This is a genomic window from Kitasatospora sp. NPDC057500, assembly GCF_042802195.1.
Lineage (GTDB): Bacteria > Actinomycetota > Actinomycetes > Streptomycetales > Streptomycetaceae > Kitasatospora.
In genome coordinates this window covers 66575-88663 of sequence record NZ_JBHVER010000010.1, presented here as the reverse complement: position 1 = coordinate 88663, position 22089 = coordinate 66575, and the positions used below count along the sequence as shown (strand labels likewise).

At 70.7% G+C, this 22089-nt stretch carries 22 protein-coding genes and 4 pseudogenes; 11 read left to right on the top strand and 15 right to left on the bottom strand.

Features of this window, described 5'->3' with window-relative positions; translation table 11 throughout:
- Window positions 1-35: 35 nt before the first annotated feature.
- Window positions 36-698: an HD domain-containing protein gene (locus ACFU74_RS03975; protein WP_380751311.1), complete on the bottom strand. Its 663-nt coding sequence runs from the start codon at window positions 696-698 to the stop codon at window positions 36-38.
- On the bottom strand, window positions 695-1033 hold the full coding sequence (locus ACFU74_RS03970) for a DUF6616 family protein (protein ID WP_380751308.1): 339 nt from the start codon (window positions 1031-1033) through the stop codon (window positions 695-697). Before ACFU74_RS03970 ends, ACFU74_RS03975 begins: the two co-directional genes overlap by 4 nt.
- An 89-nt stretch (window positions 1034-1122) precedes the next feature.
- Between ACFU74_RS03970 and ACFU74_RS03965 the strand changes: the two genes are divergently transcribed.
- The 3 genes and pseudogenes from ACFU74_RS03965 to ACFU74_RS03955 all read left to right on the top strand — a co-directional run bounded on the left by ACFU74_RS03965 (window position 1123) and on the right by ACFU74_RS03955 (window position 3203).
- Entirely contained in the window at window positions 1123-2094 is a 972-nt protein-coding gene (locus ACFU74_RS03965) for a GlxA family transcriptional regulator (RefSeq protein ID WP_380751305.1), read from the top strand.
- 370 nt (window positions 2095-2464) lie between these two features.
- Window positions 2465-2851 (top strand): annotated as a pseudogene (locus ACFU74_RS03960) (tyrosine-type recombinase/integrase); the annotation flags it as partial.
- Window positions 2852-2894: 43 nt separating this feature from the next.
- Window positions 2895-3203: a Tn3 family transposase gene (locus ACFU74_RS03955; RefSeq protein WP_380751323.1), complete on the top strand. Its 309-nt coding sequence runs from the start codon at window positions 2895-2897 to the stop codon at window positions 3201-3203.
- 124 nt (window positions 3204-3327) lie between these two features.
- Here ACFU74_RS03955 and ACFU74_RS03950 read toward each other — a convergent pair whose 3' ends face one another.
- Genes ACFU74_RS03950 through ACFU74_RS03940 form a run of 3 tightly spaced genes read right to left on the bottom strand, consistent with a single transcriptional unit; the run spans window position 3328 to window position 7006 of the window.
- The gene (locus ACFU74_RS03950; protein ID WP_380751302.1) at window positions 3328-4530 is read right to left on the bottom strand and encodes an MFS transporter; all 1203 of its coding nucleotides are present in this window, start codon (window positions 4528-4530) and stop codon (window positions 3328-3330) included.
- 23 nt (window positions 4531-4553) lie between these two features.
- Window positions 4554-5831 (bottom strand): peptide ligase PGM1-related protein, encoded by a 1278-nt coding sequence (locus ACFU74_RS03945; RefSeq protein WP_380751299.1) that lies wholly within the window; start codon window positions 5829-5831, stop codon window positions 4554-4556.
- A 53-nt stretch (window positions 5832-5884) separates the two neighbouring features.
- Window positions 5885-7006 carry a radical SAM protein gene (locus tag ACFU74_RS03940; RefSeq protein ID WP_380751296.1) on the bottom strand — a complete coding sequence of 374 codons (1122 nt, stop codon included), beginning with the start codon at window positions 7004-7006 and terminating at the stop codon, window positions 5885-5887.
- A 486-nt stretch (window positions 7007-7492) separates the two neighbouring features.
- Here ACFU74_RS03940 and ACFU74_RS03935 point away from each other — a divergent pair, with 486 nt between their 5' ends.
- Window positions 7493-7981: a hypothetical protein gene (locus tag ACFU74_RS03935; protein ID WP_380751293.1), complete on the top strand. Its 489-nt coding sequence runs from the start codon at window positions 7493-7495 to the stop codon at window positions 7979-7981.
- Window positions 7982-8070: 89 nt separating this feature from the next.
- On the opposite strand, the gene ACFU74_RS03930 is transcribed toward ACFU74_RS03935, so the two are convergent.
- The 3 genes from ACFU74_RS03930 to ACFU74_RS03920 all read right to left on the bottom strand — a co-directional run bounded on the left by ACFU74_RS03930 (window position 8071) and on the right by ACFU74_RS03920 (window position 10663).
- Window positions 8071-8577, bottom strand: coding sequence for an NUDIX domain-containing protein (locus tag ACFU74_RS03930; RefSeq protein ID WP_380751290.1), 507 nt, complete (start codon window positions 8575-8577; stop codon window positions 8071-8073).
- Between the two features lie 464 nt (window positions 8578-9041).
- Complete coding sequence (locus tag ACFU74_RS03925) at window positions 9042-9380, bottom strand: hypothetical protein (protein ID WP_380751287.1); 339 nt, start codon at window positions 9378-9380, stop codon at window positions 9042-9044.
- Between the two features lie 98 nt (window positions 9381-9478).
- Window positions 9479-10663: a GDSL-type esterase/lipase family protein gene (locus ACFU74_RS03920; RefSeq protein ID WP_380751285.1), complete on the bottom strand. Its 1185-nt coding sequence runs from the start codon at window positions 10661-10663 to the stop codon at window positions 9479-9481.
- Between the two features lie 297 nt (window positions 10664-10960).
- Between ACFU74_RS03920 and ACFU74_RS03915 the strand changes: the two genes are divergently transcribed.
- Window positions 10961-11179 carry a hypothetical protein gene (locus tag ACFU74_RS03915; protein ID WP_380751328.1) on the top strand — a complete coding sequence of 73 codons (219 nt, stop codon included), beginning with the start codon at window positions 10961-10963 and terminating at the stop codon, window positions 11177-11179.
- Window positions 11180-11183: 4 nt separating this feature from the next.
- Here the strand turns inward: ACFU74_RS03915 and ACFU74_RS03910 are convergent.
- The 4 genes and pseudogenes from ACFU74_RS03910 to ACFU74_RS03895 form a co-directional block, all read right to left on the bottom strand.
- Window positions 11184-11258: pseudogene (locus ACFU74_RS03910) on the bottom strand (transposase); the annotation flags it as partial.
- A gap of 252 nt (window positions 11259-11510) precedes the next feature.
- Entirely contained in the window at window positions 11511-12185 is a 675-nt protein-coding gene (locus ACFU74_RS03905; protein WP_380751282.1) for an SMI1/KNR4 family protein, read from the bottom strand.
- 169 nt (window positions 12186-12354) lie between these two features.
- Window positions 12355-13068 (bottom strand): hypothetical protein, encoded by a 714-nt coding sequence (locus ACFU74_RS03900; RefSeq protein ID WP_380751279.1) that lies wholly within the window; start codon window positions 13066-13068, stop codon window positions 12355-12357.
- A gap of 414 nt (window positions 13069-13482) precedes the next feature.
- The gene (locus ACFU74_RS03895; protein ID WP_380751276.1) at window positions 13483-14628 is read right to left on the bottom strand and encodes a toll/interleukin-1 receptor domain-containing protein; all 1146 of its coding nucleotides are present in this window, start codon (window positions 14626-14628) and stop codon (window positions 13483-13485) included.
- Window positions 14629-15484: 856 nt separating this feature from the next.
- Here ACFU74_RS03895 and ACFU74_RS03890 point away from each other — a divergent pair.
- A pseudogene (locus ACFU74_RS03890) lies at window positions 15485-16419 on the top strand (IS982 family transposase).
- A 4-nt stretch (window positions 16420-16423) separates the two neighbouring features.
- Here ACFU74_RS03890 and ACFU74_RS03885 read toward each other — a convergent pair.
- A complete protein-coding gene (locus ACFU74_RS03885) occupies window positions 16424-16828 on the bottom strand; it encodes a RidA family protein (RefSeq protein WP_380751273.1) in 405 nt (134 codons plus the stop codon).
- A gap of 932 nt (window positions 16829-17760) precedes the next feature.
- On the opposite strand from ACFU74_RS03885, the gene ACFU74_RS03880 reads away from it, so the two are divergent.
- The gene (locus ACFU74_RS03880; RefSeq protein ID WP_380751270.1) at window positions 17761-17961 is read left to right on the top strand and encodes a hypothetical protein; all 201 of its coding nucleotides are present in this window, start codon (window positions 17761-17763) and stop codon (window positions 17959-17961) included.
- 249 nt (window positions 17962-18210) lie between these two features.
- Here the strand turns inward: ACFU74_RS03880 and ACFU74_RS03875 are convergent, their stop codons facing one another.
- Window positions 18211-19140 carry a hypothetical protein gene (locus ACFU74_RS03875; RefSeq protein WP_380751267.1) on the bottom strand — a complete coding sequence of 310 codons (930 nt, stop codon included), beginning with the start codon at window positions 19138-19140 and terminating at the stop codon, window positions 18211-18213.
- 59 nt (window positions 19141-19199) lie between these two features.
- On the opposite strand from ACFU74_RS03875, the gene ACFU74_RS03870 reads away from it, so the two are divergent.
- The 3 genes from ACFU74_RS03870 to ACFU74_RS03860 are packed head-to-tail and all read left to right on the top strand — an operon-like array spanning window position 19200 to window position 21167.
- Window positions 19200-19661, top strand: a complete 462-nt coding sequence (locus ACFU74_RS03870) for a hypothetical protein (protein ID WP_380751265.1) — start codon at window positions 19200-19202, stop codon at window positions 19659-19661.
- Window positions 19624-19962: an ArsR/SmtB family transcription factor gene (locus ACFU74_RS03865; protein ID WP_380751262.1), complete on the top strand. Its 339-nt coding sequence runs from the start codon at window positions 19624-19626 to the stop codon at window positions 19960-19962. The genes ACFU74_RS03870 and ACFU74_RS03865 overlap by 38 nt, the downstream gene beginning before the upstream one ends.
- Complete coding sequence (locus ACFU74_RS03860; protein ID WP_380751259.1) at window positions 19959-21167, top strand: MFS transporter; 1209 nt, start codon at window positions 19959-19961, stop codon at window positions 21165-21167. The genes ACFU74_RS03865 and ACFU74_RS03860 overlap by 4 nt, the downstream gene beginning before the upstream one ends.
- Here the strand turns inward: ACFU74_RS03860 and ACFU74_RS03855 are convergent.
- Window positions 21109-21441 (bottom strand): helicase associated domain-containing protein, encoded by a 333-nt coding sequence (locus ACFU74_RS03855; protein ID WP_380751320.1) that lies wholly within the window; start codon window positions 21439-21441, stop codon window positions 21109-21111. The two genes, ACFU74_RS03860 and ACFU74_RS03855, sit on opposite strands and share 59 nt — an antisense overlap.
- Before the next feature lie 36 nt (window positions 21442-21477).
- Here ACFU74_RS03855 and ACFU74_RS03850 point away from each other — a divergent pair.
- Window positions 21478-21957, top strand: a pseudogene (locus ACFU74_RS03850) (TipAS antibiotic-recognition domain-containing protein); the annotation flags it as partial.
- Window positions 21958-22089 lie beyond the last annotated feature (132 nt).

Here is a 22089-nt window from a genome sequence, read left to right as displayed (position 1 = left end):
GCCGCGGCATCCGCCGCGGCCGCTCCAAGGCGCCGTCAGGACGGAAGCACCGGGGCGGCCACGAGCTCCTCGAGGCCGGGGAACGGGTTGTCCGGCCAGTGCCTGCGGTACACGATGTCGACGAACGACAGCGGAGCCCACTTCGACGGCTGCTCGTCGATCTGACGGGCCACCTGCGCGTTGATGCTGTTCCGCAGGTCCAGATACGGAAACGCCGCGTGCGCCGCGTCCAGGACCGCCCGGTCCACCTCCTCGACGCCGAAGGCGAACACATCGGCGCCGATTCCGAAATGCGCCAGAGCGCCGACCGGATGCATGTGAGACGCGATCCCCGGCGAGGTGTGCAGTGCCACCGCGTCCCAGACCTGGTCGGCGGCGGCATCGGACAGGCCGTGCTCGCGGGCGAAGCGGGCCGCCCGGTACGCACCGTCCACCTCGAACCGGTTCGGACCCTGCCCCTCAGCGGTCAGACCGATGTCGTGCAGCACCGTGGCGAGGAAGAGCGCCTCGTCGTCGTAGTCCTCCCCGGCCGCCAGGCCCCTGGCGGTACCGATGCTCCGCGCGTAGAAGTAGCTGCGGACGCAGTGGTTGAGCAGCCATCGCGGAGAGTGCTCGGCGGTGAAGGCGACGGCCGCCTCCGTGGCCGCCGTACGCGGCCACCCTCCGATCTCCTCCGGCAGGTTCTCAAGAATGCTCACCTGGCGTCAGCCCCCAGAGCCAGGTGCTCGGCGATGACCGCCTCGGCGGGCCGCAGCTCGCCGACGGCGTTGGACTGCTCGAAGTAGGTGTACCAGCCGCAGTCCTCGACACCTTCGAGGAGCTTGTCGGCCAGTTCCTTCGACGGGGCCTGCCAGACGGCGAACCACTCGTGGGACGTGGAGTTCGCCGCCGGCTCCACCCGACCCCAGCCGAGGGTCACCACGCCGATCTCCGCGAGCTGCCTCATGGCTTCCTGAGCCCCGGCGAGCAGATCGTTGCGCGTCTGCTCGTCCGCGGCGTGGAACGCGGGCCTCGGGGTCCAAGTCTCAATCACGACATGCATGTTGTGCCTCTCCTCTAACAACCGGCCAACGGCCCGTTGCGACCAGCCTAGGAAGACCGGGCCCCCAGTACGATGGCCAAATGGACAGGAATACCAAGGATCCGGCCAAGATCGCGATCGTGGTCCAGCAGGGCTACGCCCCCCTGGACATAGCCGTCCCCCAGCAGGTGTTCGGCCACTGGCCGCACTACGTGACCGCCTCCTGGCCCGGCGGCGTCCCCTACGAACTGAGCCTGGTGAGCCCGGTTCCCGCGCAGAACGCACTGGTACCCCGCGACGTCGAACCCCTCGACCGGCTGGACACCGCGCACACCGTGATCGTCGCCGGAGTCGAGGACCCCACAGAGCCCCCGCACCCCGAACTGGTCGAACGGCTGGCCGACGCCTACCGCCGCGGAAGCCGGATGGTGTCCATCTGCAACGGCGCGTTCGCCCTGGCCGCCGCCGGCATCCTCGACGGCCGCAACGCCACCACCCACTGGCACTGGGCCAGGCTGCTGCGGGAGCGCCACCCCTCGGTCAAGGTCCGCGAGGCGGAACTCTACGTCGAGGACACCGGCGTCTTCACCTCCGCCGGCATCCTCGCCGGAACCGACCTGTGCCTGCACCTCCTACGACTCGACCACGGCCAGGCCGCCGCGAACACCATGGCCCGCTTCCTCGTCAGCCCCCCGCACCGCGAAGGAGGACAGGCCCAGTTCATCGAACACCTCCCACCCGCCGGCGACTCGGGGATCACCAACGTGATCACATGGATCCTGGGACACCTCGACGAGCCGCTCACCCTGGAGTCGATCAGCCGGCACAGCCACATGAGCACAAGGACCCTGCGCCGCAGATTCCGGACCGCCACCGGAACAAGCGTCATGAACTGGGTAGCCGTCCAACGCGTCGCCCGCGCCCGCGAGCTCCTCGAAACCACCCCCCTCGGCATCGACGACATCGCCCACCGATGCGGCTTCGGCTCCGCGGAGTCGCTGCGCGTCCACTTCACCGCGATGACCCGGACCAGCCCGTCGAGGTACCGCCGCACCTTCGCCCCATCGCCCTGAGCTTGTCGTTCAACCGTTTGCAGTGGTGCCCTCCCCGCTTCTCCTCCCCAGGCAAGGGCTGGTGGGGGGCCGGCACTCCCGGCACCGCCACGGCGCCCACCAGCCCTTGCCCCACGCCCGCAAACCCGGCAGCACCGGGCATCCTGTCCCAGGCCCCCCACCCGGCCCCCGCCCCACCGGTGCGAGGATCACCTTCCTGCCCGTCCTGCGGGGCTGGGCCGCCGTCGGCCTGGACCTGCGACAGATCACCGCCGAACACATCCACACCGAACTCGACAAGCGCCATGGCAACCAGGCCCGCGCAGTCCACCACGTCCTGCGCAGCGTCTTCGCCGCGCTCAAGCAGGAGAAGGTCGTCTTCCACAACCCGATGACCGGGATCTCGCTGACCACCGCGGTGCCGGCCCCCATCCCGTTGCCCAGCGACCGGGTGCGCGGGCTCCTGGACGGCCTCGACGGCGCCCGTGCCCGGCTCGCCGTCGCCTTGGTCGCCGTCCACGGCGTGCGGCCCCTCGAAGTCGCGCGCCTTCGGCTCGACGACCTCGACCTCACCCGTCACATCCTGCGGATCCGACGCGGCGACGACCACCAGCACACCGTCTACCTGGACACGCTGACGCTGGACCTGCTCGCCGCATGGCTCCAGGAACGCCGCAGGAACTGGCCCGCCTCACCCAACCCGCACCTGTTCATCACCAGCCAGTCCGCCCACCACCCCGCCCAGCCGCCCCTGAGCTACTGCGCGCTGCGGGCCGCCTTCGACCAGACCGGCATGCTGCCCGAGCAACTGTGGGGCGACCGTGTCCTCGACGAGGCCGAGCACACCGCCGACCCGGTCCGCCTCGTCCGCGTTGGTGCACGTCAACACCCTGCTGCTTCAGGACATCCTGAGCGAGGAGAAGTGGCAGAAGCGGCTCACCGACGCCGACCGGCGGGCCCTGTCTCCACTGTTCTGGACCCACGTGAACCCCTGCGGCCGGTTCGAACCGGACATGAACTCTCACCTCGCCCTCGCCGCCGTAGCGGCCACGCTACCCGGTCCCCGATCTTCGTCCGAGGTGGAAACAGCCCGGTCGGCGGCGAAGGATGCGACCGACTCGGCACCCTGAAGACCCGCAGGCCCGGCGTCGCCGGCGGGCGCCCGGATCGTTGACCAGGGTGAGGCGCCGGGCCGCAGGTTGAGAAGGGGATGGTCATGGCGAGCGCCGGGCCCCAGTGCACGGACTCGCTGGGCTACAGCCTCTGCGGCGGCCCGTTGCTCACGCGTTCGGCTTCCTGGGTCATGGGACGGTGCGTCCCGAGGATGGATCCGGCTGTGAGAAAGAGCGTGACGCCGGCGGTGATGAGGATGGTGGCGGTGGGGTTGGTCCAGTTGAGCAGGACGCCGGTCGCACCCGCGCTGAGGCCGTAGCCCACACCGCTTCCTGCGTACTGGAGTGAATACCCGACGGCGTGCAGGTCCGCCGGTAGGGCTTGCTGCAGCGAGAGATTCCTCGCGATGAGGACTACGGCCTGGAACATGCCTGCGGCCAGCAGCACGACCGCAAGGCCTCCCAGGACGGGCACCGCCGCGGAAGAGGCGGCTGCGGCAACGGTCGCCAGCAGGAAGAATGTGCTGTGTCGTTCTGGACTGCCTGGCCAGGTCCGCAGACCGTACACGAGTCCGCCGGCGATGCTGGCGAGGGCGAATCCGGTCAGCAAGGGCCCGCTGGCGGCGGCCGGGAGTTCTCGCTGCTCGAGCAGCGCTGGAAGGGAGAGTTCCACGGTGGCCAGCAAGTACATTGCAGCCGCGCTTGTGAGATAGATCGGCCAAGCTGCGGTGAGCCGTCTCGCTACAGCCTTCAGCTGCATGCCGGTCTCCGGTCTCCCCGTCTTCTCCGGCAGCGCGAAGAGGCAGCCCGCTGCCACCGTGGCAGATGCCGCAGCCGTGTAGAACGGGACTGTGGCTGACCACCAGGTAGCTGCGCTGGCGACGAGGGCGGGTGACGCCGCCCACACGGCCATGTTCAGTGAGGATTCCCAGCTGAGCGCTGAATTGAGGTCCTTGGCCGGGACCAGGTCGGCCACCATGGCTCGCAGCGCGCCGGGCACAGCGGCCCCTGCTGCTCCCGCAGCGGCCGCCATGGTGAGGGTGACTGCGAGCGGGGCATCAGGAAGGACAGCGAGCCCGGTGAAGAACACGGCGCTCGTGAGGAGCCCCACAGCGATCTCGCGCCGGTAGGGGCGGTTCCGCAGGCGTGCGCCGAGGAACGGGGCGCCGACAGCTTCGGCCACTGTGTACGCGGCGGCCAGCACCGCGCCCCGGGTGTAGTCGCCGGATGCTTCCTTCGCGAGGAAGACGAACGCGAGTGGGGCCATCGCCACCGGTAGCCGGCCGGCTGCGACGGTGAACGACCACAGAACCGTCTGCTTGCCGGCAAGGGCGCGGTAGGACACCTTGTGGTTCTTCCCTTGTCTGTTCAGTGTTCGGCAGGCTGCACGCTCTCGGCCAGGTAGGCGTGGAGTTCTGCCTCCAGCGCCCGGCCCCGCGACCAGGTGGGTGCCAGGACGACGTATTCGACCGTGCCGCTGGCTTCGGTGTCGTCGGAGGCGATCACCACTCCCTCTCGAGCTGCCCTGTCCCAGGCAAGACCGTTGCGTGCCAGGCCGTCGACGAGCGTGGTGAAGGGTGGTGCGGGGACGCTGAACCGGCTCAGAAGCACATGGTCGTCGGCCCAGTTCTTGCCGAGGAGCACTGTGGCGATGGCGTCGAGGTGGGTGCTGCCGCCCAGCCGGGCATTGACCTCGTTGAACCGGACGGTGCCATCGGGCGAGATCACCGCGTCGATGCTCGCCAGGCCCTGGTAGCCGAGGGTCTGCATCAGCCGGGCGAGCCGGAGCGCGCCGTCTGTGAAGATTGTCCCCACGTCGTCGGAAACGTCGGTGAGGGGGAGTTCCAGCCCGGCGAGGACAGGTGGGTCTTCGCCCGTGCGGAGGGAGCCCGTGTTGAGGATCTGCGGCTCCTCCGGCGGCCGAGGGCAGCGCACCTCCGCATACACGGAACGGCAGTCGGGAAGGAACTCCTCCACGACGACTTCCCCCATGGGAGCGAAGGTCTCGGCGAGGCCCGCCACCGTGACGACTTCGGTCAGGTCGCAGGTGTCCGTGACGTGAAGTGTTTCCATGGCGCCCACCGCGTGGACGTCCTCGTTCGTGGTGATGACGAGATTGCCGTGGCCTCCGACGGCCCGGTCACGCTTCATGATCACGGATCCGGTGCGTGGCAACAGTCGTTTCACAGCGTGCACCAAGTCCCCGCTGGTGCGGCAGGGCATGCCCGCCGGGACAGGGACGCCCGCGCCGGCTGCGAGCGCCCGGAAGACGACCTTGCTGTTGAGGAGCTCGACGCCGCCTTCGGCACGGAAGGAGTCGGCATCGTCCAGGCCGATGTGCTGGGCGAAGGTGACCGCGCCGCGGTCGTGCATGTAGGGCTGGTAGTCCAGCGACCCGGCCGTCAGTTCCTGGAGTGTCGCGGACACCTTCGACGTGCGTAGTGCCTGGTGTGTGAGCAACGGTGCGTCGGGGCTGATCACGCGGAGAGTGGCAGGGTCGGTACCCGTGTGGCGCGTCACGTACTCGAGGAAGTCCTGCGTCACAGGCCGGGGGATGACGAGCACGTCGTGATCTCTCAGCAGCCAGGTCAGGCGTTTCATCGCGAAAAGGATGCCGCGGTAGTCCGCTTCTGTGAGCAGGTCCATTCGGTCGACCATGTGCTCCGTGCAGGCATTCCCCAGCCACAGTGTCGGCGGCATCAGACCTCCGCCTTCCCGCCGCCGCTGTCGAGGTACCAGACTTGGAGGAGCCCGTTGTCGTCCACCCGCGCGGAGGCCGGCAGCTGCCAGTCCGGCGCCCAGCGAAGCCTGTCGCTGTAGGAATAGCCCGTCTGCACGAGCACGCGGCTGCCGTCCCGGTCGATGAGAGAGCCCTCGTAGAGGGCGACCTTGCCGACGTCCGTCATGAGTGCGTAGTGGGGCTTGGCCCGTCCAGAGGTCATCCCGGACACGGTCAGCTGCCGGAAGAGGTCAAGCCCTCGCGCGATTGAGGTCCTGTGGTGGTCCATGCCACGGATGGGAACGCAATGGAACAGGTAGTGCGCTTCGATGTCCAGGTACCGAAGTTCGTCGTAGAGCCTCACAAGGGTATCGATGTCGTCGTTCACGTCACGGAGCAGGACAGTCTGGTCATAGATGCGGGCACCGGCTTCCTGCAGCTTGACGTAGGCCTCGCGGACCTCGGGAAACAGCTCGCCCGGGTGGTTGATGTGGGTGGCGATCTCCACGCGGAACGTCGAACGGCGGCGGAGGGCTCGTGCCATGCGTTCGTCGACGCGCTTGGGGTCCTGCAGCGGCACACGGGTGCCGATGCGTACGACTTCGACCTGGGGAGCGTGCTGCTCGATCGCGTCGAGGAGGAACTCCAGCCGGTCGACGAGGATCAGAGGGTCGCCTCCGGTGATGAGCACCTCACGCACGTCGGAGTTTTCCGGAGCTAAGCCGCAGTAGCGGGCGATACGCGCCAAATCGCCGTTGCCCAGAGTCTTGGTGTCGTACTGTCCGCGGATGCACCAGCGGCAGTGCGCGGCACAGATGGTGGTGGGCTCGACCAACAAGGTCCGGCGGTACAGCTTCTCGACGCCCCTGAGCTCCTCACCTTCAAAAGTGGGGTGCAGTTCGGACTCGTAGTGCCGGGCGACTTCGTGAGCCCGGCTGACATTCTCCGAGGGGTCGGCGACGTACTGAAGGTCCAGGAACGAGAGTTCAGCACTGCTCCCCCTCTCGGCCATCTTCTGTCGCAGGTACGGAGATATCTTCTCAGCGAAGACGCCGTCTTTCGCTCCAGCCAAGGGGGTCCCCTCCACATATGCGGTCGCCACAGCGGATAGCTGCGCACCAGGACGGTGGCCTGGGACGATGCAGATCGTGCCTCGCCCCACATACCCAGGCTGGCTCAACCACCGCGGCGCCCCAAGTGACTCCTCGGCCATACTCACACGCATACTGTCTGATTAGTCGTCCTTGCCATGACATGATTCAGAGGGACAACGTCTTCCCCCAGGCACGATAACCACCGGCTCCCATGGATCTGAGGAGCACTGTCAGAGGCCCTCCGCACGTTGCCCGGATGAGGCCCGCCGGCCAGCAGTGATCTTCACCGAAGACAGGTAGGGACCGAACTGCACGTGCAGTTACTCTCACAAACGGTTCCTTTGCGCGAGCAAGATCAGAAACGGGCCGCCGGAGTCTCGCCAGACGCGGAGCAGTTGGTGGACTCGGGTGCGCTCTCGGCCGCGTGGCAGGTTCGCTGGGGGACGTGCCATCCGGTCGGGCATCTCCTGTCTGAGACGTTCAGAGAGCGGTGGGTGCGGTTCCACTACCTGCCGGGCTCGAAGCGCTACCCCGACAGCGAGGCCGAGTACCGCCTTCTTCTCCAGCGGCAGCACACGGTCCTCACCGACCTGAACGCCCCGGCCGAGCTCACGGTCATCACCTGCGGGTGGAACACGGACGACCAGACGGAGCCGGTCGATCGCAGCCCCGAGCTGGAAGCCGTCGCACCCGGCACGTACTGGCGCACGGTCATGGAGGACGACCACCTCCCCCCGGAGTTCCAGGTCCGTACACACCTCTACGCCGGCCAGCTGGCCAACATGCCGCGGACACTGGACCCACTGCTGCGCGCGATCGCCGACGAGGTGACGATCGGGGTCATCCTCGCCCCGCCGGGCCTCGACTGGCTCGTGCACCCCTACGACGGCGGGATCGACATCATCACCGCGACCGTGGCAGAACGCGACGAGCTTAAAGGCCGGCATCCCGACTGGCTGTCGTCACACCCGCAGGGCTACTGAAGCATCCGTCCCACCACGGGCGGCTCCACCACCCTGGCCAACTACGACGCACCGCTTGGCCAACCAACGTGCAAAGGCACAGCGGGAGGTCAGCGCCACCGGTAGGACGTGGTGGTCATCGCCGGGAGCAGCACCGGGCCGCCGCCCGCGGTGGCGTCGGGCCGGACGGCCTGGCCGAGGACGGCGCCGACGTCCGGGTACAGGTGGAGGGCGGCCGCGTCGGCCGCCGGCAGCCACACCACCGGCGCCTGGCCACGGTCGTCCTGCTCGACCGCCGCGACGGCGGCCACCAGGTGGCCGGGCAGGTGAGCGGTGAAGACCAGGTGCCGGCGCCGGAACGGCACGCTCTCGCCCGGCCGCTCGGTCTCCTGGTCCTGGACGAAGCGCAGCACCAGCGGGTCGGGCAGCGCCGCCAGTTCGAGGCCGAGCTCCTCGCGTAGTTCCCGGCGCAGCGCCTCGGTGGGGTCTTCGCCGTCCTCGGTCAGGCCGCCGGGCAGCGAGTGCTGGAGGCCGGCTTGCCGCCGGCGGCGGATCAGGCACACCTCGCCGTCGTGGACGAGTACCGCGCACACCCGCACCCGGACCGGACCAGCCATCGTGCTGGTGGTCACCACCGGGCCGAGCCGGGCAAGCGGGCTCGTGCCAGGCGGTGCGGACGACCGCCCCACCCTGGGTGAGGTGCTCGCTGGACCAGGTCCGGCACCACCTGGTGCCGTCCGGCCGGGCCGGGGCCGACGGCCAACCGGCGCGAACCGGGGAGGCGGGCACAGCCGCGGTGGACGCGGCCGGACGGTGGCGCCTGGTGATGGGGGTCGTCATGCCGCAGGCCGTGCCCACCCCGCCATCGCGCCGAACCCCGCCGCCACCCGGACGGCGTCCCGCGGCCCGTTCGCACCGGCCGCTGACCTACGACACCCGAAGCTCACTGACCCCGGGGCGAAACTCACCAGTGCAGGTACGCGGGGGTTGCCCGAGCTCCCCACCGCCCCGCCGGTTTCGCCCCGGTCAGGCCCCTTGTCCTTCCGGTTCGTCCAGGGCAGGGATCACAGCCGAGCGGCAGTCAGCGATGACAGTGGTCACACCTCTGGGTGCTGGCGAACGCGCGGTCCGCGGCGGCGACGTCCCGGCCGGTCAGTACGGCAGTGGCGTCGATGACCTTGCTCGGCGGCTGCCGCACGGTTCGGCCGGCGGCAATGCGACGGTCGACATGCTCGAGGTATGAGGCGGGGTCGCGGACGAGAGCGCTCTGGACCTTGGTCTGGGACCGCCATTCCTCCGCCTTCGTCCCCCACTTGGCTTCCGCCTCCTCGGCGTCGAACATGAACGGCTTTCCGATGCGCTCCCAGCCGCTTCCGCGCACCCGCTCGGCCACGACCGCGTGCGAGACCGCGTCCACCACGAGCTGGAGCGGGAAGAGCGGGTCCCGCCGGCGGTCCGGGCTCCAGACCAGCTGCGCGCCGAGCAGCGCGGCGCCCGCCGGCCTGGTTCTCCCCCCGGCTACGGGGCGAAGGGGCCCGGGGCGGTGAAGGCGTGGGCGGTGAAGCGCCGGGCGATGTGGTGGTGGGTGGCGGCGTCCGGGTGGAGCTGGTCGGGCAGGGGGAGGGCGGTGGCGTCGGCCTCGCCGTAGAGGGTGCGGCCGTCGAGGTAGTGGAGGTTCGGGTCGCCGGCGGCCCGCTGTTCGACGATGCGGGCCAGCTCGTCGCGGATGACGCCCAGGGTCAGCTTGCCGCTCGCGCGCTCGGCCGGGTCGCCCGTCGCGCGGAAGCGGTACTGTCCGGCGGCGAGGGCGGCGAGGTCGAGGGTGCTGGGGCCCGGCGTGTCCTCGACCACGGGGCACAGGATGGGCGAGACGACCAGCAGCGGGGCGTCGGGGTGGCCGTCGCGGACGGTGTCGAGGAAGCCGTGGACGGCGGGGGTGAAGGCGCGCAGGCGCATCAGGTCGTGGTTGACCACGTTGATGCCGATCTTGACGCTGATCAGGTCGGCGGGGGTGTCCCGGAGGGTGCGGGCGGTGAAGGGGTCGAGCAGGGCGCTGCCGCCCAGGCCCAGGTTGATCAGCTCGACGTCGCCGGCGGCGGCGGCGAGGGCGGTCCAGGTGGTGGTGGGGCCGGCGGCGTCGGAGCCGTGGCTGATGGAGCTCCCGTGGTGCAGCCAGACCTTGCGGCCCCGGTCGGGAGCGGGCTCGACGGGGGCGTCGGTGCGCAGGGCGACGAGTTCGGTGGTCTCGTTGTAGGGCAGCCAGATCTCGATGTCCTTGACCCGGTCGGGCAGCCCGTCGAAGCGCAGGGTGCCGGCGGGGCCGGGGCGGTGCTCGGCGGTCCTGGTGGCGATGTCGATGGTCAGCGTGTCGCCGCCGGCCACGCTCGCCTGGCCGGCGAGGCGGCCGTCGACGAGCAGGTCGTAGAGGCCCTCGGGCCGCGGGGGGAAGCCCGGGTAGACGGTCTTGGTGGGGACGGTGTCCAGTTCGAGGGCGGTGGCGCGGGTGCGGAAGGCCAGCCGTACACCGGCGGGCTGGGACTCCGCCCTGGCCAGCTGCGGGTCCGCGTACTGGGCGCGGGCCCAGGCGGGCAGCCGGTGCGGCAGCAGGCCGCGCCCGGTCCACTCCAGGTCGAGGGCCCCGCGCAGCAGGCCGGCGGTGATGGGCGTGGTGATCCAGGCGCGCGGATCGTGCTGGTGGTCCATGGTGTCGGCCTGCCCGTCGTCGGGGTTGTCGTGATGCGGCGGTTCATGCGATGGGGGCGCCGGGGGCGGGCCCCTCCGCCGGGCGGCTGAGTTCCCGCAAGCCCCCGGCAAGACATCTAGATGTCTAGACGCCGCAGATGCTATCCCCCGGCGAACGGCTCCCGGATGAACGGCCGGAGAACTTCACGGATCGCTACCGGGGGCAGGCCGCCGGCGCAGGATCCGCAGGATTCGCCACGTTCCGACACCAGGAAGCAGCGCTCCGCTGCACGAACTCCAGGAGCGCGCACCGGCGAAATGCGGTCCCACCGCGTCTCATGGCGCTCGGTCTTCCTGCTCATGCTGCCGATCGCCGCGCTCGCCGCGCTGCTCACCCTGCCTGGCCTGCGCCGCCTGCGCCGCGCGGAGGCAGCCGCCACCACCCGGGCCCCGGCCGCTCCGTGGGGCAGCGTCCGCTGGCCGGCGCGATCCTGCTCACCGCGGGCACCGGCGTCCTGCACCGCGCGGTGGCAGTAGGCCTCCGGCCGCCCCGCCCGTGCAGCCGGCCCGGCACCGGCAGCAGCGGTCGGGCCGCCGCCCATTCCGCGTCGGTCATGTCGGACGGGTAGCGTCGCACACGTTCCCTGTGGTCGGCCGCGTTCCCGTACACGGGCGCGAGACAATCACACTGTCGGGCAGCCGAGTTGGGCGCCTGCGAAGGTGGCACGGAAGACTGCGATGCGCGTGGACTTCGACACCCACGAGCTGCGCAGGAGGCCCTGTCTCCATGCACGCACGGGCCGGAGATCCCTCGACTTGGTGACAGGCGCAAAGCCGCGGATCTCCGAGAACGGCAGCAGACTTCCTGCTATCGGTCCAGGCCGCAGGCAGTCTCGGCGGCTGCGAGCCACCCGAGGTACCAACTGGCGAAGTCCGACAGGGAGCCGTCGCTCTCGCGCATCGGATGAAGGTCTGTGCCGTTGCAGCGATCGTCACGCCACATTCGGCCGCGTTCCGGCCCGGTGACGACCAGCCACACCACCATCCCGCAGCCCTCATCGCACAGGCAAAGCGCCCCGGCTGTGCGGCGCGGATCGTACTGCACCTCACCCAGGCGCTCTTCCCACGCCTCAAACGCCGCGTCGAGATCGGCGAGGTCGTCGAAGTCCTCCTCCAACGGCCGCTCAGCGAGGATCGCGACCGTTGCCTCCGGGTCCGCCCCTCCCGGAAACGGCTCCGCGAACATGCCCGGCTCGACCTCCTCAATGAGCTCTCCGACCCAGCGCCAACCCGCAGAACCTTCGCGCCGCACCGGGAGAATGCCGTAGGCCGGACCGGCCCCGCCGGCTCCGACGTGCAGAAGGAACGAGCGATAGTCCTCGGGCAGATCAACGTTCAGCCACACCTCAAGGTCGGCCACCTCGGCGGCGGCCAGAGGGGCATCGAGCGCAAAGCCGTGCGCTTTCGCCCCGAACACCTTGTCGCTGCCCGGCACGGCGGCCAGAGCCAGAACCCGATCACGCACCTCGGTCCAGTCGGTCATGGCGCCAGACCCTACCGGTCCCGCCGGCGCTCGACCTGCGTGGGTCGGAGACACCGACGACCAGTGGTCCCACCGCCGCCACACTCAGCAAGACGGGAGATCACCCGACCGAGTCGGCGGCCTCGAACTCGCAGCCACCAAGATCGGTGGAGCAACAGCCACTTACGGACTATCCGGAAGACATTCGCTGCCTCCGCCAGCGGTCCTGGTGAAAGATCGGTTCGACGGCGACGACGCAGAACCCGTGCATGGGCTGGTCCGTGCGCTTGGGATCGAAGAAGCCGACCATGTCACCGAGGAAGGCTTCGCCGTGTCGGTGGACGTGGGGGTCTTGGGCGACGCGGTCACCGGCGGCGGTGAGCCAGTCGCCGATCCAGAACAGAAGTTCGGCGCGGGCGGTGATGACGATCGTCCCAGCGCGCTCGGCGAAGCGTGCGGGATGACGATCGGCTCGACGACGGACGTCGTCGGGGCGGTCGGGAGATCGTTCCGCTGGGGCGGTCACCCTCAAAGGTGCCGAGGCGCGACGCATCCTGTGCCGCAGATCAGGCCAATCGGAAAGCCGCAGCCCCGTATCCTCACGGGCCAGTAGCACCGGTAGCGGATGGGTATCGCCCCCGGCCGAAATCATCGGCTGGGTGCCTGGCGGGACCGGAATGTAGATGGCGCTGTGCGAGCTCGTCGCGGCGACGCGGAACAAAGCGCCAAGCCGAAGGAGATCGGCGCGGCCCGCGTGCAGATACCCAACTTGGTAGTTGGGAGGATGGACGAAAGTGTTGCGGAGCATAGGGCCAGCGCTCAGGATCCGGCTGAGCCCGGACCCGGGATCGGCAACGGGATGGCTCGTCACCCGCAACCGCATCCGGCCTTCGTCAAGCCCCATACACCAAGTACAACACACACGCCAGCGGCCTCATGGCTCAGAGCCATCCACAGTGCATGACGGGGTGCTCCGCCTCCGGGCGAACGTCAATTTCGTTTGGCTCGGCGACCCGGCGTCAGAGGCCTGGTTCACCCATCACGGCCAACAGGTCACACCCGCGGCCCCCTGCCGGGCGTGCAGCACCCGGTCCTCCCACCACGGATCCTCCGGAATCCAGCGCGGCCACCAGCTCGCGTTCGGCCGGGACCGGCAGCATCAGCGGGCCCACGTCCTCCGCGGTGCGGGCCTCTGTACACACCTCGGGGCACTCCAGCCGGCCCGGGCCGGCCTGGTTCATCAGAGCATCGGTGAGGGAGTGCCGGCCAGGGCGACCGGGCGGGTGCCCGGCGCGGATCGCGGGCGCGGGGCGGGTCCTCAGCCCTCCCGCAGGTCGCGGGCCAGGCGGCTGACGGCCTGGGGCAAGGCGAGGGCGTCGGCACAGAAGTCCGGGATGTAGTACTCGCGGATGGTGCGAGCCACGTCGTAGCCGGCGTCGGCGTCGAACAGTTCCCAGCGCAGTAGCCGCTCGTGGGCGACGATACGGATCGGGAAGAGCTTGCGCGTGCCGCTCTCGCGTTCCGCCCGTACGGCCCGGCGGATCTCGGTGGCCACCCAGTTGCTGGCCATGCTGGCCTCGGACAGCACGAGGATCATCCGTCCGCGCCGCTGGATCTCCTCGGTGACCTGCTCCAGGATCGTACGGCCGCCGCGGATGTCGTGCGGGGCGAACCAGGTATCCACGCCGTTGGCCTCCAACTGGTTGCGCAACTCGGTGGCAAAGGACTCGTCGGCCGAGCTGTAGCTGATGAAGACGCTCGGGCGAGCCGGCTCGCGGGTGCTGCGGGCGGTGTCGCGGTAAGCGCGTACGGAGTCCGGGTCGGCCCCGGCCCGGACGAGGAACCGTTCCAGGCCGGCGAGGTCGCGGGTCAGGTCCCGGACGGCCTGGTCGTCCCGCGGTTGGTTGCGGACGAGGTCCAGAGCGCGGCTGTTGAGGATGAAAGAGGCGGCGATGGTCCGCTCGTCGATCTGGCAGAGCCCGTTGATGACCACCGGGTCCAGGTTGGTGGCGACGAGCTCGGTGGCGACGAAGACGTTGAATCCGAAGTGGGCGCCGTCGAAACGGGCGCCGCGAAAGGTGACCTCGTCGAAGACGGCCCGGATGAAAAACGCCTCTCGGTAGTTGCCGCCGAACGTCCCCCCGCGGAAGGTGGCCTTGAAGAAGTCGGCGGTGCCGAAGGCCGCCTGTTCGAGTTCGCAGTGCAAGAACCGGGCCTGGATGAAGCTGGCCTGGATGGCATTGATGTGGCTCAGGCGGCAGCCCCGGAACTCGCAGCGGTCGAAGGTGCCCATGGCGAGAATGCAGTCGTCGAACTCGCAGTTGACGAAGACGGCATCGCTGAGGTTCTTCTGGCCGAGCCGCAGCCCTGTGAACGTCCGACCGTCGAACTCGCGGGTTCCGGAGGCGTACTCGGCGAGCAGGGCCCGGGTAGCCTGTTCCCCGTCGCGGTCGGCAGTGGTCATGGACGGCTCCCCCGGGGTTCCTGTGAACGCGGGAAGGACACCTCGAACATAGCAGCGGGGCACGGCAGTTCGGCACGATTCGGAGCAGCCGAACAGGGCGTCCGATCCACGGCGCGCGTGCTGGAGATCGGTCTCGTGGTCCGGATCGTAGCGCTTGGTCGGACTACCAGTGGTCTGGTCGCGAACTACCTGCCAGTCAGCGCAGATCGCCGTCGCGGTGGCGGCTCCGGTTTCGTCTCCGCCATCGGCGCCGCGCTCGTCGTCCCGGACCCAGTGGAGGGCCTGCTGGACGTTCTCCAGGGTCATCCCGGTCGCCGGGCGGCAGACCAGCGGGCTCCTCCCGGTGGCTTCCCTGGGTGGGGCGCTCCGGCATGCTGGGCGGGAAGGCCGCCACACCCGCCCGCGCCCTCGTTTCCGTGAACACCGTGCGGGTTGTCAGCGCCACTGGCAAGACGCGCCGGTCACCGCCGGGAGCAGCAGCGGGCCGCCGGCCTCGGCGGTGCTAGGCGAGCTGGAGCGCGAGTTGCCCGCCCTCGCCGCCACGATGGACGCCGCCGTCGAGGCCGGCCGCACCGCCTCCCCCGGCCCGTCGATTCAGCGCCCGGCGCCTTGAAGGACGCCGGCCTCGACGCTGACCGGGGTGGTTCGGTCGTGTGGCGGGCAGACGCGGGCCTCCAGCCGCTCCAAGTGCTGCGAGCTGTCCCGGCACTCGGCGGCATCGTCGCCGAGGCCTCGCGCGTCCAGCGCGCGGCCAATTCCAGGGGCCCCTCCGTCTCGCAGGCCGAGCCTCTAGAGGATTGATGCCAAGGGCTCGCTGGCACGCATGACATGAAGCGAGGGAGTCCAAAGGTCGGTTGTGACGCCTGACCTGGACTCCCTCGCGACCGCACTCTACGTGAAGACCGACGACCTGTTGAAGGAATCGCCGCATCTGGCGCCGTGGCGGCCTGGGGTCGGCATCAGGCCGCGGCTGAGCGATGCCGAACTGGTCACCCTCGCGGTGATGCAGGCCCTGCTCGGCTTCACCTCCGAACGCCGCTGGATCCGCCACGCCACCGCTCACCTGCGGCACCTGTTCCCCTACCTGCCCGAGCAGTCGGGCTACAACCGGCGACTGCGCAAGGCCGCCGACCTGATCGCCCACGTCAACCGCCTGCTCGCCCGGGACACCTCGCTGTGGACCGACACCGTGTGGACTGTCGACTCCACACCGGTGGAATGCGGCCGTTCGCGTGAGACGGCCAAGCGCTCCGATCTGGCCGGACGGGCCGAGTACGGCTACTGCGCGAGCCACTCCCGACTCTTCTGGGGCCTGCGCCTGCACCTGGTGTGCACCCTGCACGGCCTGCCCGTCGCCTTCGCCCTCACCGGGGCGAAGGCGGACGAGTGCGACACCCTGCTCGGCATTCTCCGCGCCGAACCCGGCCTCGCCGCCTCCCGCCCGGGGCAGACCCCGATCAGCGACCGGCAGTACTACGGCCGCGCGTTCGAACACGAACTCGCCGAGTGGGGAGTCCGCCTGCTGCGGCCGGCCCGCAAGGGCGAGCCCTTGCGGGCCGGCTCCACACTGTTCAAACCACTGCGGCAGACCATCGAGTCCGTCAACCAGACCTTCAAGGCCCAGCCCGACCTCGAACGCCACCAGGGCCCCACCCCGGCCGGCGTGATGGCCCGCGTCCTCCAACGCGTCCTCGCCCTGACCTGCACGATCTGACACACGACCACACCGGCCAGCCCGTCATGCGCTCGCTGACCGCCTACGACCACCAACCCTTCGCATCATTCACCTAGCCGGCTAGGGCTTCACATCAAGACGCACAAGGGCACCGATTTCCACGAGCTGGTCCGGCAGCGCCAAGTCCGATACGCCCATGACCGTGCTGGTCGGCCGGTGCTCCCCGAAGTAGTCGGCGTGGAGGCGTGCTGCCGCTTCGAAGTTCTCCCGCAGGTTCCTCACCAGTACCGTGGTTTCCACGATCTGGCTCCGTTCAGCCCCGAACTGCCCCAGTACCAGGTCGAGGTTCTCCAGCGTGGTGCGAACCTGCAGTTCAAAGTCGCCGGCGCCCACGAAGTCTCCATGCCGATCATGGGACAACTGCCCTGACACGTATACGGTTTCACCTACCTGAACGGCCTGGCTGTAGCCGTACAGCGACTCCCACGGCATGCCGAACCCGAATGCCTTCACCTGAGAACTCACAAACCACTCCTTCGATACAGCACACGGTACTGCCAATTGCAGAACCGGAACCTTTCCGGCAGAAGTTACAGGTCCTCCGAAATTTTAATTTCCCGGCCGCGAACTCGAATTGTTCTCTGCGCGCACAGGCGAGGACATGAACGCGGCCACGCCCTCGTCAGCGCACACCCGCACCCGGACCGGGCCAGCCATCGTGCTGGTGGTCACCACCGGGCCCGGGCCGGGCAAGCGGGCTCGTGCCAGGTGGTGCGGACGACCGCCCCGCCCGGGGTCAGGTGCTCGCTGGACCAGGTCCGGCAGCACCCGCCCACCGGGCGTGAGCAAGCCAGCACTGGCAGGGCCCGGTGGTGGTCGCGGGCGGTGGTCTCCTCGCCTTGGTAGGTGGGGGCGTGCCAGGTGTGCTCGGAGGCGGCCTCGACTCGCGGATGCGGCGCAGCAGCCGCTGGTGGTCGGCGCTCGCCTTGGCCTTCTTCTGCTCCGGGGTGAGCGCGTGGGGTGCCGGGGCGGCGGTTGCGCTTGCGGCCGGCCTCGAGGACCAGGGCGACCGGCGGGAGCCCTTCGCGGCCGGTGGGCGGGTAGGTGGCGGTCCACGGGTGCAGGTCGTGGGTACGGGTTCCGGAGCGCTGCGTCGAGGCCTCGAAGGCCCGCTTGGTGGCGCCCTTGGCCGGGAGCCCGGCACCAGTCGCGGTATGTGGCGAGCTTGGCGACGAGGGTGCCGGCTCCCTCGTTGTCCCGGTCGACTTCCACCAGGAGTACCGGCACGTCCGCGCCGGGTTCGGTGAGGACCAGGTCGGCGAACAGGCTGCGGCGGCCGGGCAGTTGGTGGTCCCCGCCGCACCTGAACGTCCCCCCTCCCCCGCGACGGCTGGAGCGGCCACCCGCCCGGATGCGACCCGGACCCGGCATGGTCCGCCGTCCTCACCGGCCCGCGTGTGACGATCCGTCGGCCCGGCCGACACACCTGGTACGACGGCGAGGTCGCCGCCGGCCGCGAATGGCACCACGCGATCCGCACTCACCGCACCCTGCTGATGGTCACCGGACCGTTCACGAGCGCCCTCGGCTTCCGGAGCGCCGCCACCGGCGGCCGCCGGTCACTCCTCACTGTCCCCGCCCGCCTCACCGACCCGTGACCCGCCGCCCAACCCGGGAACGACACCGGAAGCCGCACACGGCAGCCACGGCCGAGACCCCCCGCGCAGCGCAGCCGAGGCGGCGCATCCCGACCGCGGTCGGTCTCCAACCGGCGGGTGGCCGGCGGGTGGAGGAAGGACTTCGCCCCGGACGGACGGCCGTGCGCGCAGGGCGGACGGGCGGCGGGCCCGGCGGGGCGGGCCTTGGGCGGGTGGCGGGGGTGGTCGGGCCGGTGCCCCGGGTGCCGCCTACAGGCCGGCTCTGGCGAGGAGGGCTTGCGCCTGTTCCCGGGTGAGTGCGGGTGGGGCGGGGGGTGGCTGGGGACAGGTGTGGCCGCGGTGCGCGAGGAGGAAGGCCTCGGCCGGGTCCCGCGGTGTCAGGGTGGCCGTGAGGCGTTCGCGCAGTGCGGGCGGGGTGTCCGTGCGGCACGCGATCTCGTTGCGGACCAGGGTGTCGGGGTCCTGGGCCAGCAGGTCGTGCAGGGCCGCGGGGAGGTCGGGGTGGGCGGCGACGGCGGTGCGGACGCGGGGGTCCGGATCGCGGGCCAGCTCCGGGGTCGGGGCCGAGTGGCCGGCGGCGCCGACGCGGGTCTGCGGGTCGGTGAGAAGGGACGACAGCAGTTCGGCGGGAGGGGACCAGTGTGCGAGCGCGGCCCGGCGCACGCCCGGTTCGGGGTCCGTGAACAGGGCCCGGCGCACGGCCGGCGGGGCGTCGCGGCGGTACCGGGGCAGCCATTCCCGCACCATGGGGTCCGAGTCCCCGGCCAGGCGGGCCATCAGGTCGGCCGTCAGGTGTTCGTTCATCGTCAGGAACGCGCGCACCAGGGGGTCCGGATCGCCGGCCAGGCGGGCCAGCAGTCCGGGCGGCTCGTCGGTGGCACCGGCGGCGGCCGCGCAGCGGACCGCCGGCTCCGGGTGCCGCGCCAGACGGGCCTTGACCGGGGCCGGCACCCAGGGGTTCGCGGCGAGCGGGCGCGCGGAGCCGAGCGCGATGATCTCCTCCGTCTGTTCCCCCGTCAGGTCCCGGCGCAGCCGTGCCGCCGTGCGGCGGGCCACCGGGTGGCGCAGCAGGCGCCGCACCATGGAGGCGGGCAGGCCCTCCTGGGCTGCCAGCGCGCCGAGTTCACGGTCCAGGGGTCCATGGAGCGCAGCGTAGACCGGCCCGGGCGTCCCGCCCACGGGCCGGCGCCCGAGGTACCGGATGACGCCGTCCCCGGTAGTCGTGTCACGCGTGGGGCGTGGTGGAGGCCAGCGGGCAGGTGTGCGGTGAAGACCAGGCGCTGGCGCCGCACTTCGCAGTGACCGGCGCGCGGCCGCACCGGGCGACCGGGCGCGCCGACGAGAGGGTAGTCGTCGCGGTGCTGGAGTCGCTGCGACACCAGCGCGGCCGCTTCAAGGGCACGGTGAAGGGGCTGATGCAGCTCACCCGCCAGGTGCTGGACGAACGGCCCGGAGCGGGGGCGGTGCAGCTGTCGGCGCAGGCGACGTTCTACCGGCCGGTGAAGACGCCGGCCGGCCCCGGGCCGCCCGGCCGGCCCGCGCGCACCGCCATCGGCTCACCGGGGCGGCCGTTCACACCAGGGGTGAGCGGCCGGCTTGATCGTTCGAGAATTCCCGCACTATTATCGTGCGGAAATAGTCGAACGATTGAAGGTGGTGCCGATGTCGCCGTCACGGGTGTACGAGCATCCCGGGGTTGACGAGATCGCGATCCCGCGGGTGCTCTTCGCGCTGAGCGAGCCGCTGCGGCTGTCGATGGTGCGGGTGCTCGCGGAGCGCGGCGAGGTGGACAGCATCGAACTGGGGCCGGACCTGCCGCGGTCGACGCTCACGCACCACACCGGCCTGCTGCGCGAATCCGGGGTGGTGTTCGTCCGGGCCGAAGGACGCAAGTGCATGATCCGGCTGCGCCAGGAGGACCTGGAGGCGCGCTTCCCGGGCCTGATCGGCACGGTCCTCAACGGGTACCAGGAGGCCGCTCCCGCCGAGGAGGACGCGTGATCCGCCGTGTCTGGCCCCTCGTCGCGGCCGCGATCGCGCTGGGGGTCGACGCCTACGTCCTCGCCGGAGTGCTGCCTTCGATCGCCGACTCGCTCGCCACGACGGTCGCGGCGGTCGGCCTGGGCGTGACGGGCTTCACCGCGGCGTACGCCCTGGCCGGGCCGTCGCTGTCGGGAACGCTGGTCCGTGGGAGTACCGCCAGGGCGCTGCTGATCGCGCTGGGGGTGTTCAATCTCGGCAATCTCATCACCGCGGTCGCGCCGGGGATCGAGGTCTTCCTCGCCTCGCGGGTGATCGCGGGCGCCGGTGCCGGTGTGCTCACCGCGGTGGCGACCGCGGCCGCCGCCGCGATGGCCGCCGACCACGAACGAGGGCGCGCCATGGCCATGGTGACCTTCGGGCTGTCCACCGGGACGGTCGCCGGAGTGCCGGTCGGGATGGTCATCGGCAACCAGCTGAACTGGCGGTGGACGATGGGCCTGGTCGTCGCCGTCGGCCTCCTCGGCATGGGAGCGCTGGCCGTCAAGGCGCGCACGATCCCCCCACTGCCCGCTTCGCGCGGTCCCGCCTTCGCGGTGCTGAAGTCGTCGCGGACCCTCATCGGGGTCGCTGCCGCGTTCCTCCTCGGCGTGGCCAGCCTCGGGCTCTACACCTACCTGCTGCCCATGGCCGAGGCCCGGGGACTCCAGGGCTGGGGCTTCGCGCTGGTGTGGGCCTGGGGCATCGGCGGAGTCGCCGGCTCCGCCCTGGTCGGCAGGTCTCTGGACGCCCACGGGCCCCGTGCGCTGCTCATCGTCCTGCCCGCCGCGCTGCTCGGGAGCTTCGCCGCCCTCTGGGTCTTCACCTCCCCGGCCGTGTGGCTCGTCGCGGCGGCGTGCTGGGGAGCGGCGGGATGGGCCGGCGTCCCCGTCCTGCAGCAGGCCCTGACCGGGGACCGGCCCGAGCAGGCGATGCCGGTCGTCGCGTTCCAGATGGCCGCGATGTACCTCGGCTCCGCCGCGGGCGCCGCCGCGGGCAGCGCTCTGCTCGCCGGCCACGTCGATCCGGGCGACCTGCCCGCCTGGGCGCTGGTGCCCGCGGCTCTGGCCCTGCTCCTCGCCGGGCGGCTCGGCATCGCCGGGCCCCGGCCCCGTGCTCGGCGCCGCATCACGCACCTCGCCTGCGAGGCAGGGGTCGGCCGGCGACGGTCTCGGCGTGCCGGGTGAGCGCGTCCAGGAGCGCGGTCTGCTGGGCGGTCAGCTTGCCGTCGGTGCGGGCCTTGGCCTGCTTGCGCAGCCAGGTGCCGGGACGGAACGCCGGGTCGTCGCCGAGGCCGGTGCGGTTGGCCGGGCCGTTCAGGGTTCCGCCGGCGGCGAGGTAGGCGAGGAGGCGGCGGTAGGAGCGGTTCCAGTCCGGCTCCAGGCGCCACAGCTCGTCCAGCGCGTCGAGCTTGGCCACCTGGTCGGCGGTGAGGCCCGCGGCCTTGCGCTGGCGGCGCATCCACGCGCCGACCGCGTAGTCGTCCAGCTTGGCGGGGATCGCCTGGCCGGCGCCGTCTCCCGCACGATCGCCGAACTGGTGCAGTCCAGGAAGGACGACCGTCCCATGACCATCAACCGCCCGGAGAACCTCTTCGAGGGCGTGACGCCCTCCCACTACGAGGACAACATGCGCGACTACCCCGAACTCGCCCAGGAGGTCGGACGACGCGCCGCCACGATGAGCCAGGCCGACGCCGACGCCGCGCACCGTGAGCGCACCGCGCAGATGATCCGGCTGGCCGAACTCATGGCCGCGGGCCACCCGGTCGACGCCGACCCGGTCCAGGCCGAGATCGACACCCAATACCGGGCGCTGAGCGAACTGCGCACCGTCGCCGCCGAGGACTACCGAGCCATCGGACGCTCCATCGTCGACAACGAGACGTGGCGCGCCGCATACGAGGCCATCACCCCGGGGCTCGCCGTGTACCAGCGCGACGCCATGCTCGCCTACGCCACCGCCCGGCTGACCTGAGGCACGGTGCAGCCGCCGTCGAGGGAGCACGACGGTGGCGGCTGCACCGTGTCACGGCGGGCCTGGCGATGTTCGATCCCGGGAACCGGCCGCTTCCGCCTCAACCGGGTGCTGCCCATTCTCATGAACAAC